Source organism: Glaciimonas sp. OK215 (assembly GCF_057787885.1).
Genome location: NZ_CM173544.1, coordinates 26,395 through 41,013, shown reverse-complemented (window position 1 = coordinate 41,013; position 14,619 = coordinate 26,395). Strand labels below are relative to the sequence as shown.

The following is a 14,619-nucleotide window of genomic DNA, read 5'->3' as shown; positions in this document are numbered from 1 at the left end:
GTTTGCGGGTTTTTACAACGAAATGCGCACCGCCTTTGTGCGGCGCACCAGATTTGCTCGCATTTATTGGTGCAGTGCTGCAGGAGACAGATCAAGCTCTGTTGCTGGGAGTTACCCCAACAAATCATTGGCATCAATGATCCGCTGGGCTACTTCGGACAATTTCAGGTTCTTATCCATCGCCAGGCGCCGCAATTTTTTATAGGCATCTTGCTCGCTTAAATTTTGACGCGCCATCAACAGTCCTTTGGCGCGCTCAACCACTTTGCGTTCGGCCAGTTTGAGTTTAGTGTCAGACAACTCGTTCAACAGCTTCTGCTCTTGATTGAAGCGCGCCATCGCGACTTCCAGCACCGGCTTGATGCGCGCTGCCTGCAACCCGGCGACGACATAGGCAGAGACACCCGCCGCCATCGCCGCTTCCATACTGGATTTTTTGTCATCCTCGGTAAACAGGACGATAGCCCGGCGCGCATCGCGGGTGGCGATCACCACGTGCTCCAGCACATCACGGGCGTCGGACTCCGCGTCGATAATGATCATGTCCGGTTGCAATTGGGCAATCCGTTCCGGCAGGTAAAGGTCCGCAGGCAATGACGCAATGATGTTGTAACCAGCCTGCAGCAATCCTATGCGCAAAGCGTTGCTACGCGCCGCCTGCGCTGTGAACGCAGGATCATTGTCGCCATCGATGGCAACCGGATTGACTACAACAATACGCAGGTTATGCATGCTACAAGGCCGGAGAAACATCGGTTATTTGGATCCGCGCCGGCTTCAGACGCGGTGACTCTGCGCGCCGGACAACGCTACCGTAATCGGATTATCCTCCTCCCACATGCAAAAATCGCACCAGGCGGTGCGATTTTATGGGTTGACGCGGATGATCTCAGAACTCAGGAGCCATCAGATCTTGATGCCAGCTGCCAGTTGATCGTCTCGCCGCCATTTAACGGCACCATTGTGGTTTCGCCCATAGGCAATTCTGCCGGGATGGTCCAGGCCTGACGCCTTAACGTAACGCTACCCTGATTGCGCGGCAGTTGATAGAACGCCGGGCCATTGAAGCTGGCAAAAGCCTCCAACTGATCCAGCGCGCCGGCCTGGTCAAAGGCTTGCGCATACAGTTCCAACGCGTGCAGCGCAGTATAACAACCGGCACAACCGCAGGCGTGTTCTTTCAAACCCTTGGGATGCGGTGCGGAATCGGTACCCAGGAAGAAGCGATCGCTGCCGGAGGTCGCGGCTTGCACCAGCGCCAGGCGGTGTTCTTCACGCTTCAAGATGGGCAAGCAGTAGTAATGCGGACGAATCCCGCCCTTGAAAATTTCATTGCGGTTGTACAGCAAATGATGGGCCGTGACCGTCGCCGCAGTCGGTCCTTCGGCAGTGGCGACATACTGCGCCGCATCTTTGGTGGTGATGTGTTCGAATACCACTTTCAGTTCCGGCATAGCGCGACGCAACGGCTGCATCACGCGTTCGATGAAGACCGCTTCACGATCAAAGATATCGATCGCCGGATCGGTCACTTCACCATGCACCAACAGCGGCATGCCGAGTTCCTGCATCGCTTCCAGCGTCTTGTAGCACTTGCTCAGATCCGTGACGCCGGCGTCGGAGTTGGTAGTGGCGCCAGCCGGATACAGCTTCACGGCGTGCACAAAACCGCTGTCTTTGGCGCGCCGGATTTCATCCGGCGGCGTGTTGTTGGTCAGGTACAGCGTCATCAGGGGCTCGAACGATAGCGCCGCCGGCAGTGCCGCCAGAATGCGCTCACGATAGGCCGCGGCTTGCTTGACAGTGGTCACCGGAGGTTTCAAATTCGGCATCACAATCGCCCGGCCAAACTGGCGCGCGCTGTCAGGCAACACGCTGGCCAGCACATCACCATCGCGCAAATGCAAATGCCAGTCGTCGGGACGGGTGATGGTCAGGGTATCAGTCATCTTCATTCTCTTCTGCATTGATAAGCGTAGGTCGACATTTTACCGCAGCCGGGCAATTTGCCGGTATGTCGACAAGAACCGCCAGCAATCTCATCACGACACCAGAATCACCCGATCATCATTCTTGCTCAGAGTCGACTATTTAGGCGCGTTCGTCTTCAGCCACTCCGTCAACGCGACCCGGCCAGTCGTGGAAAAATCGGTGAAGACGCCATCGATACCCAAATCGAAATACGCCTTGTATTCGGCTTTCGGGTCGCCGTGATAGGTTTTCGTCAGACGTGCAGCTTCGTCACGAAACGTAAACGGATGCACGAACAGGCCGAGCTTGTGCGCATCGGCGACCAACGTCGTTGGCGCCATATTCGCGGCCTGGTCTAGCGATTTCACTGCATTGCCGGCGGCATCCACGCCTTGCGGCGGCAATATATACAGCTTCCATGGGCCGATGCCGTCGGCGTAGGTCTTGATTTCCGCCAGGCCTGCCGGCGTTACCATGGCCGCGAAAGTACGCGGGTCGTTGGCTTGCAGCCAGGAAAACGGCTTTGCGGTATCGGGTGAGCCATAGGTCATGACACCGGTTTTGAAGTCGGTGCCGTCGCCGTCGATCAATTGCACGACCTTGGTTTTCAGGCCCAGCTTGCGCATGTGCTTCAGGCTGACCGGCTCAAACGACTGTACGAAAACCGGTGCATCCGGGGTATTCCAGCCTTCTGCGCCCAGCATCGCCACCAGCTTTTCGTCCAGCGGCAAACCTAGCTGACGCTGATAAATCGGATTCTTGGTTTCAGGGTAAATATAGATCCTGCGCTTGGGATCTGCGGCCATGGCGTGCTTGGCGAGATCGATGATTTCCTGAAACGTCGCCATCGGATACAAGCCGTCGTATTGTTTGCTGCGCGCGGCAATCGGCTGTTTGACGCGCAACGTCTTCAGTTCGGCGGCGCTGAAATCACTGATGTACCATTCCGGTCCGGTGGCGACACCGTCCACCATGCGTGCTTTCTTCCGTGCTGCGAATTCAGGATGACTGGCAACGTCGGTGGTATCGCTCAAAAACACGTTATGACAGGCAAACAGCACACCATCGCTGGACGATTGCAGATCAAATTCGAGCGCATCGGTACCCGCCGCTATCGCTGCCTGATAGCCGGCGATGACTTCTTCCGGATACAGACCCGGCAAACCGCGATGTCCAATAATCAAGGGCGGATTGCCATCGAGCGTTTTCAGCGTCATGGTCGGCTGGCTGGCGCATGCGGCCAATAACAGGGTTGCGCTGCACAGACCGATGCGCCATCCCAGTCCTTTTGCGACGTGTAATATTGTATTTGCAGTGTTCATCATCGTTGTCCTCGTGAGTGAAAGTACAGATAGATAAAAGTGAATCATCGAATCGCCGTTTTACAGGACGCGTTTGCGTATCTGGGTGACCACGATTTCCGTCACGATCACGATGGCGAACATGGCTGTCAATACCACGGCGACGCGCGGCCACTGGAACAGGTTGAGCGCGGTATCAAGTACCATGCCGACACCACCCGCACCGACCAGACCCAACACAGCCGACTCGCGGACGTTGATATCCCAGCGCAACAAGACGATCGACCAGAAAGCCGGCTTGAGCTGTGGCCAGTAGCCATACCAGATTTCAGCGGACTTGCTGGCGCCCGCCGCCTGCAGCGCTTCAATCGGGCCACGCGGCATTTGCTCAATTGTCTCGCCGACTAGTTTGCCGATGAAGCCGATTGAACGAAATGCGATTGCCAACGTGCCTGCAACCGCGCCGGGTCCAAAAATAGCGACGAATAGCAATGCCCAAACAAGCGAATTGACAGAACGACTGGCGACCAGCACTACCCGTGCGATCAAATTTAGCGCCTTATTGCGCGTAAGGTTGCTCGCTACCAGTAGGCCGAACGGGATTGCCAGCACGATCGAAAGCAGGGTGCCAAGGCTAGCAATATGAATTGTTTCCACTAAAGCCGCATGTACGCCCGAAGGATAATATGCCCAATCAATTGGCCACATACGCGCCATCATGTCGCTCATCTGCGCGGGAGCATCATAAAGAAACTCTGGTATCACTTCGATATTGCGCAGTGACTGCGCGACCGCAAGAGCAATCGCCAGCCATACAGTGAAACGAAACAGTTTCTCGGTTAGCGTATGGCGCTGCCAAATACGGCTGTTTGGTTCGGGCATAGCGAAGTCGCCCGCACTGTGTTTTGCTGTCGTGTTAGACATGGAATACCTTTTTCACATAGTTAACCAACAACTCACCCACTATGATGATAGAAATGATGGTCGCCAGGATAGTCAACACGAAGTCGTAGTCGAAGCGCTGGAAGGCAGAGAACAGTACCCCTCCTACACCACCGGCGCCGACGATGCCGAGCATGGTCGAGTTACGCAGGTTGGAGTCAAGTTGATAGGTTGAGAAGCCGACGAAACGAGCGAGCACTTGCGGCAATACGCCAAACAAGATAACGCTCATGAACGGTGCCCCTGTAGCGCGCACGGCCTCGACCTGCTTGGCCGAAATTTCTTCAATCGCTTCTGAAAATAATTTACCAATGAAGCCGATGGTTGACACGATCAACGCAAGAATCCCGGCCAAAGCGCCGAATCCTACGGCTTTGACAAATAGAATGGCGACGATCACCGGATGCAGCGAACGGCAAACCGATACCAGTCCGCGCGCAAGCCAGGAGACCCATGCAGGCATCAGGTTTCTTGCGCCCAACAAGCCAATAGGCAAGCTCAGAAGAATCCCGACAAGCGACGCCAACACCGCAATTTGCAGACTTTCCGCGATACCGCCCCACAGAATGTCCCCTTTACGCAAGTCTGGTGGAAACATTCGGCTGAGAAATTTGCCTCCGTTAACCAAACCGGAGACGAAGCGATCCCACGAAAATCCTAGCTGAGTGGAAGCGTATAGCGTGTAGGCGAAAATAAGAAGCGCGACAATTCGTGTGAGGATGCCCGTCTGAAATGCATGAGAAACACGCAGCGGCGGCAAAATGTTTGAGGTGCTCATCACAGCCAGTCCTCACCGCCGTAGATTTGTTTGAGAAAATCATCTCTCAACCCGTCGGGAGTGCCATCGTAGACCACATGCCCTCCCGACATGCCGATAATCCGATCCGAATAGCGTTTGGCAAGTTCGACATCATGGATATTGACGATCACAGGAATTCCCTGTGCCCGTCCTTGCTCTTTCAGCAAAGAGATAATTTCAAATGAGGTTTTCGGGTCCAGCGACGACGTCGGCTCGTCGGCCAATAGTAGTTGCGGCCTCTGCATCAATGCACGTGCGATGCCCACACGCTGGCGCTGGCCGCCGGACAAAGCGTCAGCCCGCTGGTTCCCAAAAGAACCAAGCCCCACGGTGTCCAGCAACTCAAATGCGCAATCAACATCCTCTTTGGGAAACTTGCGCCGCCAGGCTGACCAAGCGCCGACATAACCAAGCCGCCCGCACAGGAGGTTCTCCATTACCGTCAAACGCTCTACCAGGTTGTATTCCTGAAAGACCATGCCGATACGGCGCCGACTCGAACGCAGCTCGCGGCCGTGCAGTTGTGCAAGATCGGTACGCCGTCCTTCGGAAGTAAACCAGATCTCACCTTTGGTTGGATCGACCAGACGGTTAATGCAGCGAATCAACGTCGATTTACCAGTGCCGGAAGGGCCGATAATTGCAGTCAATCCAGCGCCATCTATGTTGAGATTAATCCCCTTCAAAATGGAATTTCCTGGCGTATATTCCTTGACCAGATCTTTTATTTCGAGAGCGTGAGACATAGAAAATCGCTTTCTATCAAAATTTTAGGTAAAGCCCCCCTCTCAGTCGCTGCGCTTACAGCGACTGATGGCTCGAACTGAGGGAAAAGTTTAAGAGGACTTAATTTTTTGGATTTGCGGCCTGTTTATCGTAAGCCGCGCGGTTAAATGATTCGCCTGCAGCCTGGGATACAGAACGCACCAAACTGAAGTCCTTCTTATAATCGATAGGAAAGAATCGATCTGAGCCGGCGAACGCTTTTTTCAGCTCATCAGTAAAGCGATAGTCGTAAAAGCACTTCAGCATATGGTCACGAAATTTCGGCTCCAGGTCGTGTGCATAGGCAAAAGATTGCGTAGGAAATTTGCCGCTACGATAGAGTACGCGAAAGTTCTCTGCTTTAATGATGCCGCGCTCCACCATCCGATCAAATACATCCGAGGCTACCGCAGCGGCGTCGTAATCTCCTGACTTGACACCCAAAATCGATTGATCATGCTTGCCTGAAAAAATGATTTTATAATCCTTGCCCGGGACCACACCCTCTTTAGGGAACAGCGCCAATGGCGCCAAATTCCCTGAATTGGACGAAGGGGCTGTATGGGCAACTTTTTTCCCCTTGATATCTGTGATCTTTTGAATCGGACTATCTTTTCTGACGATCAATATCAGGTTATAACCTTGAAATTCGTTTTGATTTCCGATAACGGCGAACGGCACTGCGCCCGCGATATTCACAGCGAAAGCAGTGGGACCGGTCGAAAAACCACCGACTTGCAGACGCCCGGAGCGCATGGCTTCGATTTCGGCAGCATTTGATTGCACCTGGAAGAACATCACTCTTTTCTTCGTGCACTGAGCGAGGTAATCGGTAAAGGGCTTAAACATCTTGTCATAGACTGCCGGATCCTCTACCGGGGTGAAAGTAAAGACCAGCGTATTCGGATTCTTGAACTTCTGCGGATCAGTGGGAGCATCCGCTACGAGGTCTTTATTGGCGTCGCAGTATGGCGTATCAAGGTCGCCACGATTCGAACAGCTGTCCTGCGCGAACCCAAGCATGGGCATGCACAAGACCAGGGCTGCCAGGTATTTAATTAATCGCATGTTGTCTCCTTTTATCATTGACTGGCTTTGAAAAGCAGTTCTTAAGCTGTGACGCAGTCTAGGATAGATTTCTGACTTTTGCGAATCAACAAGTCCAGAATCGGCAGATTCCTTGCATTGTGCTTTCCAATGCCTTTCAGTCTGCTTTCATTCTTCTGTGTTTTCTCATCATGCGAGTCAGGACACTAACTAGCGCCGACATCAAATTGGATGTATAAACGGGATACTAAAAGCTACTTCTGATCGACACGTAAGCCAATGAATATCCTGCTGGTTGAAGATGACATAGACATGTCGAAAGCACTCATGAGGGCACTTGAGAAGCGTGGGTTTTCTGTCACGCCTTGTTTCGACGGCGCCACTGCATTACGCAATATCAAAGAGAGCACACACGATTTGATCATTCTGGATCTGAATATTCCGATACTCGATGGCCTGCATCTGTTAAAGCGCGTTCGCGCTCAGGAAATCGACACCCCTGTGATCGTACTTACTGCACGGGGCGCAGTGGGAGACCGCATTGTAGGACTTAACGCGGGTGCAGACGATTACTTGGCCAAGCCGTTCGATCTGGATGAGTTGGATGCCCGTATTCACGCCTTATTGCGACGTAAAAACAGCAGTGAGGCGTCCTTGCAAAAATTCGGTGAATTGTGCTTTGAACGTAGTTCCGGCGCCTTCTACCACGGCGAGAAACCTTTGGAATTTACACCGAGAGAGTACGCGCTTTTAAAAGCCCTGATCGCTAAACCCGGCCACGCTATTACCAAGGAGCGGTTGTTCCGCTTAGTGTTTCCACTTGAAGAAGCGATACAAATTGAGGCAATCGAGGTCATCATTCACAGGCTTAGAAAAAAGCTGACAGGCACGCAAACGGAGATCATGACATTGAGAGGACTGGGTTATTTGTTACGTGCACAGCAAGCGCGTTGTAAGGCATGACTTTTTTATCGCCACCGCGCTCGGTACGGGCCTATCTGCTGGTATGGATTATTTCACCTATCGCTATTTTCATTGCGATTGACACTTTCACTCTCTACCGTAACACCCTGGATTCTGTGAATACGGCGTATGACCGCATGCTCATCGCGTCGGCGCATTCAATAGGCGATTTGTTGCGCATCCAAAACGGCCATTTGGAGGTATCTCTTCCGCGCGCAGCTTTGGAAATATATGAAGCCGATGGTTCCAGCCAGATGATCTACCGAATTAATGGTTTAACCGGGGAATTCTTGTCCGGAGACCGAGGACTTCCAAAATACACCGGACCGGTACAAAGTCATGCATCCTATCCTGCTGTAGTCCATATTTATGAAGATAAGTATGAAGGGGAACCGGTCAGAGTTGCGGCTCTCTTTCAACCTGTCATATCAAACGACGCTAGTGGCAGCGCGTTAATTCAGGTGGCAGAATCCGTCGAAAACAGAAAGCGATTAATTCAAAAAATATTTTGGCAGACTCTTCTACGTCTGACGGCGCTGTTGGCACTCGTCACGATGGTGACGATATTTGTTGTCTCACATGCGCTGCGCCCGCTCGACGCCTTGAAAAAACAACTCGATCAACGGCGCGATGAAGATCTTTCTCCCGTCGCAGCCCCATCTGCTCCACGAGAAATTCAACCCGTTGTAAGTGCGCTAAATCAACTCATGGCGCGCTTGCAACGACTGCTTGACCATCAACAGCGTTTTGTGGCGGATGCGTCGCATCAATTACGCACACCGCTTGCCATCCTTAAAATCCAGTTGCAATCCGGCTTGCGAGGAGATACGCCGGCAATCAGCGCATTGAAAGAAATGGCTAGTACAGTCGACCGCGCGACTAATTTAGCGAACCAGTTGCTTTCGCTTGCAAAAGTTGAACAGCTGCGCGGTCGCGGCGCTCAGGAGTTGTGTGACCTCGCCATGCTCGCCAGAGAAGCTGTCGTCGATTTATCACCATTGATCAGCGATAAAAATTTAGACTTTGAAATGGAGGTTGAGGTCGAGAAAGTAAAAATTATGGGACATCCGTGGATGCTCGGCGAATTGATTTCCAACCTGCTGCATAATGCCATACGCCATACGCCGAACAATTCGAAGCTTGGCATTAAGATTAAAAACCTGGATCAATCCATATTGTTATGTGTATGGGATACCGGCCCGGGTTTAGCGGACGATTTGCAGAACAGCGTTTTTCAGCCATTTGCCAGCAGCAATGCAGGAGGCGGGCTGGGTCTGACTATTTGCAGCGAGATCGCTGACGCGATGAGCGCGAAAATAGCGCTTGAAAACAGGATGGAAAATGACAGAGTCGCCGGACTAAATGCACTAATACTGTTCACAAGCTGAATCACTGTCTTTAACGTAAATTGGCATTACTCCGAACGCAACGCGGATTCTTGTGCGTCGAAGATTTCTTCCTGAAGTCGCAATGACAGCATGTTGCTTGATGTGTAAAAAAGCCGCTGCAGTTTTATCCTGAAGCGGCTTTAAGCCAATTGAATCTAAACGGTAGCTTAGTGAATGATTTTCGCCAGGAAGTCACGCGCACGCTCAGAGCGCGGAGCACCGAAGAAGTCCTCTTTTTTGCAATCTTCAACGATCAGGCCCTGATCCATAAAGATCACGCGGTTGGCGACTTTCTTGGCGAAACCCATTTCATGGGTCACGACCATCATGGTCATGCCTTCTTGCGCCAGGCCAACCATGACGTCCAGCACTTCGTTAATCATTTCAGGATCGAGCGCCGACGTCGGCTCATCGAACAACATCGCAATCGGGTCCATCGACAATGCGCGGGCAATCGCGACGCGCTGTTGCTGACCGCCGGACAACTGGCCCGGGAATTTATCTTTTTGCGCAATCAGGCCCACGCGATCCAGATACTTCAAACCCTTTTCAGTCGCTTCGTCGACGCTGCGCCCGAGTACCTTGATCTGGCCGATCGTCAGATTTTCACGAATCGACAGATGGGGGAACAGTTCAAAGTTCTGGAACACCATGCCGATGCGCGCGCGCAATTTCGACAGGTTGGTTTTTGGATCGCCGACCGAAATACCGTCAACGGTGATATCGCCCTTCTGGAACGGCTCAAGACCGTTGACGGTTTTGATCAGGGTCGACTTGCCGGAACCGGAAGGACCGCACACCACCACCACATCGCCCTTGGCAACGCTGGTGCTGCAATCGGTCAACACCTGAAATTGACCGTACCATTTGCTGACGTTATTAAGTTTAATCATGAGTCATTCTCCTAATTCCTGAATTCAGTTTTGCAAGTGCTCCACTTTGTCGCGCCCCGCCCGGAAGCCGCGCCAAGCGGCTCACGTTATCGAATAATCGCGACTTTTTCCTGCAGTTTCTTGACCAGCGTCGACAAGCCGTAACTCATCGCGAAATAAACCACTGCGACGAACAGATACATTTCCACCAGACGGCCGTCGCGTTGCGCGATCTTCGACGCCACGGTGACAAACTCCGGCACCGATCCCAGCACATACACCAGCGAGACGTCCTGGAACAATACGATGGTTTGCGTCAGCAGGATCGGAATCATATTCCGGAATGCCTGTGGCAACACGACGTTCCCCATCATTTGCCAGTAGTTCATACCCAGCGCATAACCGGCCGAAACCTGACCACGTGGAATCGACTGTATTCCCGATCGCATGATTTCGCAGTAATACGCCGCTTCAAACAGGATGAAGGTAATCAGCGCCGACGAAAATGCACCGACCTGGATCGGTTGCGAGGCGCCAGTGACCCAGGCACCGATAAACGGCACCAGAAAATAGAACCAGAAAATCACCAGCACCAATGGCACCGAGCGAATCGTGTTGACGTAGCTGGTCGCTACGAGCGAAATCGCTTTGTTGTGCGACAAGCGCATCATTGCCAATATGGTGCCGAAGAAAATACCGCCGATCATTGCCGTCACCGTCAGCATCAGCGTAAATTTCAGGCCGGTCGTAAACAGGTAGAACCAGGAACGTTGAATAACGTCAAAGTCAAAATTCGAAAACATGATTAATGGCCCCCTCCAGCACTACCGGCGGTAATAAAGCCCGGGACCGCTGTTTTTTTCTCCAGGTAACGCGCCAGCAACAAGGCTAAACCGGAGATGATGATGTAGATGATCGTTGCGCCAGTCAACGATTCGAAAGTCTGGAAGGTAAATTCACGCATCGAATACGTCGCTGCGGTCAATTCGACCAGACCAATCGTCAATGCCACCGAACTATTCTTGATGATCGCCGCGAACTCATTGGTCAATGCCGGAACAATGATACGGAAGGCCATCGGCAACAGTACAAACCGGTAAGTTTGCGGCAGTGTCAGGCCAAGCGCGGTGCCAGCCAGCTTTTGGCCGCGCGGCAACGCATTGATCCCGGCAGAAACCTGTACTGCAACACGCGACGAGGTAAAGAAACCCAGCGCCAGAAAAGCAGTGATGAACGACGCGTTCGGCAAACTCTTGAGCCAGCCGCCGAGTGATGCAGGAACCAGTTCGGGCATCACGTAGTACCACAGGAACATCTGCACCAGCAGCGGGATGTTACGGAATAATTCAACGTAACCATTGGCTACGCGTACTGCCCATTTATTTGGCATGGTGCGAATCGTACCGATAACGGTACCGATCGCGAGTGCCATCAGCCAGGCGAAAGCAGACAGCGCGAGCGTCCACTTAAGGCCTACCAGCAGGGTGTCCATATAAGTGCTGACACCGTCCGGAGACACCTGCCAGAAGATGTTCCAGTTCCAGTTGTAATGCATATCAAGTCCCCTCTATTCCACAAATCATCATTGCTGATGGTGATGCCGGCATCAAAACAACCCATTTTGTGCGCCGCAACAACTCTGTCCCAGAAACAAAACGGGAGGCTTGCGCCCCCCAGCTTCGCTTAGGATGGTGTTCGTTTTACTTTTTCTTGGAAGATTGCTTTTGCGCCTCAGGCACTACCGCATAAGAAGCCGGATCGCCCGAGTCGGTTGGCTTGGCAAATGCTGCTTTCAGTTCTGGGCTCATGGGTACGTTCAGGTTGACACCCTTTGGCGGAATCGTCGACTGGAACCATTTTGCATAGATCTTGTTGATTTCACCTGATTTATAGACATTGGTCAGTGCGGTATCGACCGCCTTTTTGAAAGGCAAATCGCCGCTACGTTCGATAATGCCGTATGGCTCAACCGACAAAGCTTCCTTGGTGATCGCGTAATCGTCAGGTTTCTTCGAATTGGCTGCCAGCGACGCCAACAGGATGTCATCCATGGCAAATGCCACCGCACGGCCGGTTTCGACCATCAGGAAAGCTTCGGCGTGATCTTTGGCGGCCAGGATATTCATGCCCAGGTTACGCTCGCCATTCAACACGGTGATTTGTTTCAGGTTCGAGGTACCGGAAGTCGATACGACGGTCTTGCCCTTCAAATCTTCCAGCTTGGTGATATTCGACGATTTTTTTGCCAGCAGGCGATTCGCTGTGACGTACATCGTTGGCGCAAACGACACCACTTTTTGACGCTCAAGGTTATTCGTGGCCGAGTCGCAGGACAGATCGATAGTGCCGTTGGAAATCAGTGGAATACGGGTCGCCGAAGTGACTGGCACCATCGTGACTTTCAACGCTGTCATGCCGAGCTGCTTCTGGATGGCAGTTGCCGCCTTCAGGCACAGATCGATTGAATAGCCTTGGTACGATTGCTTGTCATCAAGGTAAGAAAATGGAATCGAGGAATCGCGCACACCCAGCGTGATGCCGCCGGTGTCCTTGATCTTTTTTAGAGTACCGGTCAGTTCCTGAGCTTGTGCGGTGCCAGCAATAACTCCCACGCTGATTAGAGCGACGATTAACTTTGATACCTTCATAACGACTCCTGAAAAAAATATTTGTTTAGTTTAACAAAATCGATGTTGCTACAGCAGTACTTTACTATCCTATTACTAATTCAATAACCAGTACTAAAAAATATGCACTTGACCTATCTTTTTAGGGCTGCGACTGCCAAAACATCGAGTACGTACACCGATATATTCCGGTTTTACGAAAAATCCGACGCGACACCAATCGCCTGCATCAATTCCCGACCTGATCGGATGGGAAACGGGGGATTGCTGGATGTCGCACGTAAACCAAACAGCGGGAAATCGTCCATCGCGCAAGCATTTGCGGTTTTATCTTCAACCATAGAGAAAGAATCGCTGTGATCTGGTCCTTCAACCACGGTGATATTCAATGACCGTAACTGACCGCGATCGACCACATCTCTCCCCTAAAAGATGCGCCGATACCGCTGCCATGTCTGTTATGCAAGATTTAAGCCAGAGATAGGCAGTCCATCAACAGCGGTACCCGATTGTTGCCCTGCACTTGCCCCGAAGCGACTGGCGCTGACCAACCCGCTGCGGCACTGCGTGCAGGAAATTCTTCGCCTGTGGCGCACCCTCAATCAAGGATACAAACCGCGCATCTCGCGCGCTTGCAAGACACGGGTACAAGCCATAATAAATGCCGCAGTCCGTAACGATACTTTTTTCTCTTCGGCGAGTTGCCATACCGAACTGAAGGCTTCACGCATGATGCGTGTCAGGCGCAAGTTGATTTCATCTTCGGTCCAGAAGAAGCTGGAGAAATCCTGTACCCATTCGAAATAACTAACGGTCACGCCGCCCGCATTGGCGATCACGTCAGGCACGATTAACACACCCTTGTCATGCAAAATATCGTCAGCGGCCGGTGTGGTCGGACCATTCGCACCCTCCAGAATGATCTTGGCACGGATGGTCTGCGCATTTTCCACATTGATTTGCTGCTCCAGTGCCGCCGGAATCAGGATGTCGCAATCAGTGGCCCAAAACAGTGCGCGGTCGGCAATCTCTTCACCGCCGCGGAAACCGGCAACGCTACCGGTCTCCAGCACATACGCCTGCAGCGCCGCAACATCGAGACCGCTTTCACGCACAACGGTGCTCTTGTGATCCTGCACCGCCACCACTTTGGCGCCGGCTTCGGAGAACAGGCGCGCGGCGATACTGCCGACGTTACCGAAACCCTGCACCGCAACCCGTGCACCCTTGATATCCAGATGGCGCTTCGAAGCCGCTTCGCAGCCAACCACAAACACGCCGCGACCGGTGGCTTCACGCCGTCCCAGGCTGCCGCCCAGCGAAATCGGCTTGCCGGTCACTACGCCGGAAGCAGTGCTGCCCTGGTTCATGGAATAGGTATCCATCATCCAGGCCATGATTTGCTCGTTGGTGTTGACGTCCGGCGCCGGGATATCTTTGTTGGGGCCGATGATGATGTTGATCTCGCTGGTGTAGCGCCGCGTCATCCGTTGCAACTCGCCTGGCGACAGCGTCTTTGGATCGACCCGGATACCGCCTTTGGCACCGCCGTATGGAACGTTGACTGCAGCATTTTTGACGGTCATCCAGGCGGACAAGGCCATTACTTCCGACAGCGTTACGTCCTGATGGAAACGCACGCCGCCTTTGCCTGGGCCGCGCGAAGTATTGTGCTGTACGCGGTAGCCTTCAAAGTGGGCGATGGTGCCGTTGTCGCGTTCGATCGGCACATCGACGATCAGCATGCGCTTTGGCCGCTTCATGGTTTCGACCCAGCGTGCTAAGGAGCCGAGATAGGGTGTGACACGATCGATCTGTTCAAGGTAATCGCCCCATGGACCAATACCATGGCTCGACAAATAGGAAGGGACTTCATGCTGAATAGACATTGTGAATGCGCTCCGTAGGTAAGCAGTGTGTAGCAAATCAGTGCGGGTAAGACCC

The 14,619-nt window shown here is 52.7% G+C and carries 15 protein-coding genes; 2 read left to right on the top strand and 13 right to left on the bottom strand.

Features of this window, described 5'->3' with window-relative positions; all coding sequences use genetic code 11:
* Window positions 1–111 precede the first annotated feature (111 nt).
* The 7 genes from AC3CHX_RS00185 to phnD all read right to left on the bottom strand — a co-directional run bounded on the left by AC3CHX_RS00185 (window position 112) and on the right by phnD (window position 6,846).
* Window positions 112–732, bottom strand: coding sequence for an ANTAR domain-containing response regulator (locus AC3CHX_RS00185; RefSeq protein ID WP_488631504.1), 621 nt, complete (start codon window positions 730–732; stop codon window positions 112–114).
* A 164-nt stretch (window positions 733–896) separates the two neighbouring features.
* Window positions 897–1,949 (bottom strand): dihydroorotase, encoded by a 1,053-nt coding sequence (pyrC, locus tag AC3CHX_RS00180; RefSeq protein WP_488631503.1) that lies wholly within the window; start codon window positions 1,947–1,949, stop codon window positions 897–899.
* Between the two features lie 138 nt (window positions 1,950–2,087).
* Complete coding sequence (locus tag AC3CHX_RS00175; protein ID WP_488631502.1) at window positions 2,088–3,296, bottom strand: glycerophosphodiester phosphodiesterase family protein; 1,209 nt, start codon at window positions 3,294–3,296, stop codon at window positions 2,088–2,090.
* A gap of 57 nt (window positions 3,297–3,353) precedes the next feature.
* On the bottom strand, window positions 3,354–4,196 hold the full coding sequence (phnE, locus tag AC3CHX_RS00170) for a phosphonate ABC transporter, permease protein PhnE (protein WP_488631501.1): 843 nt from the start codon (window positions 4,194–4,196) through the stop codon (window positions 3,354–3,356).
* The gene (gene phnE / locus AC3CHX_RS00165) at window positions 4,189–4,992 is read right to left on the bottom strand and encodes a phosphonate ABC transporter, permease protein PhnE (protein ID WP_488631500.1); all 804 of its coding nucleotides are present in this window, start codon (window positions 4,990–4,992) and stop codon (window positions 4,189–4,191) included. The genes phnE (AC3CHX_RS00170) and phnE (AC3CHX_RS00165) overlap by 8 nt, the downstream gene beginning before the upstream one ends.
* Window positions 4,992–5,759 (bottom strand): phosphonate ABC transporter ATP-binding protein, encoded by a 768-nt coding sequence (phnC, locus tag AC3CHX_RS00160; protein ID WP_488631499.1) that lies wholly within the window; start codon window positions 5,757–5,759, stop codon window positions 4,992–4,994. The genes phnE (AC3CHX_RS00165) and phnC overlap by 1 nt, the downstream gene beginning before the upstream one ends.
* Before the next feature lie 100 nt (window positions 5,760–5,859).
* Complete coding sequence (gene phnD / locus AC3CHX_RS00155) at window positions 5,860–6,846, bottom strand: phosphate/phosphite/phosphonate ABC transporter substrate-binding protein (protein WP_488631498.1); 987 nt, start codon at window positions 6,844–6,846, stop codon at window positions 5,860–5,862.
* Between the two features lie 258 nt (window positions 6,847–7,104).
* Here phnD and AC3CHX_RS00150 point away from each other — a divergent pair, with 258 nt between their 5' ends.
* Window positions 7,105–7,788, top strand: a complete 684-nt coding sequence (locus AC3CHX_RS00150) for a response regulator (protein WP_488631497.1) — start codon at window positions 7,105–7,107, stop codon at window positions 7,786–7,788.
* A complete protein-coding gene (locus AC3CHX_RS00145) occupies window positions 7,785–9,176 on the top strand; it encodes a sensor histidine kinase (protein ID WP_488631496.1) in 1,392 nt (463 codons plus the stop codon). Before AC3CHX_RS00150 ends, AC3CHX_RS00145 begins: the two co-directional genes overlap by 4 nt.
* 167 nt (window positions 9,177–9,343) lie before the next feature.
* Here the strand turns inward: AC3CHX_RS00145 and AC3CHX_RS00140 are convergent, their stop codons facing one another.
* The 6 genes from AC3CHX_RS00140 to AC3CHX_RS00115 form a co-directional block, all read right to left on the bottom strand.
* Window positions 9,344–10,069, bottom strand: coding sequence for an amino acid ABC transporter ATP-binding protein (locus tag AC3CHX_RS00140; RefSeq protein ID WP_488631495.1), 726 nt, complete (start codon window positions 10,067–10,069; stop codon window positions 9,344–9,346).
* 86 nt (window positions 10,070–10,155) lie between these two features.
* A complete protein-coding gene (locus AC3CHX_RS00135; RefSeq protein ID WP_488631494.1) occupies window positions 10,156–10,851 on the bottom strand; it encodes an amino acid ABC transporter permease in 696 nt (231 codons plus the stop codon).
* A gap of 2 nt (window positions 10,852–10,853) precedes the next feature.
* Window positions 10,854–11,603 (bottom strand): amino acid ABC transporter permease, encoded by a 750-nt coding sequence (locus AC3CHX_RS00130; protein ID WP_488631493.1) that lies wholly within the window; start codon window positions 11,601–11,603, stop codon window positions 10,854–10,856.
* Window positions 11,604–11,748: 145 nt separating this feature from the next.
* Window positions 11,749–12,696 (bottom strand): amino acid ABC transporter substrate-binding protein, encoded by a 948-nt coding sequence (locus tag AC3CHX_RS00125; RefSeq protein WP_488631492.1) that lies wholly within the window; start codon window positions 12,694–12,696, stop codon window positions 11,749–11,751.
* A gap of 173 nt (window positions 12,697–12,869) precedes the next feature.
* A complete protein-coding gene (locus AC3CHX_RS00120; RefSeq protein ID WP_488631491.1) occupies window positions 12,870–13,091 on the bottom strand; it encodes a hypothetical protein in 222 nt (73 codons plus the stop codon).
* A gap of 186 nt (window positions 13,092–13,277) precedes the next feature.
* On the bottom strand, window positions 13,278–14,564 hold the full coding sequence (locus AC3CHX_RS00115; protein WP_488631490.1) for a Glu/Leu/Phe/Val family dehydrogenase: 1,287 nt from the start codon (window positions 14,562–14,564) through the stop codon (window positions 13,278–13,280).
* Window positions 14,565–14,619: the final 55 nt, after the last annotated feature.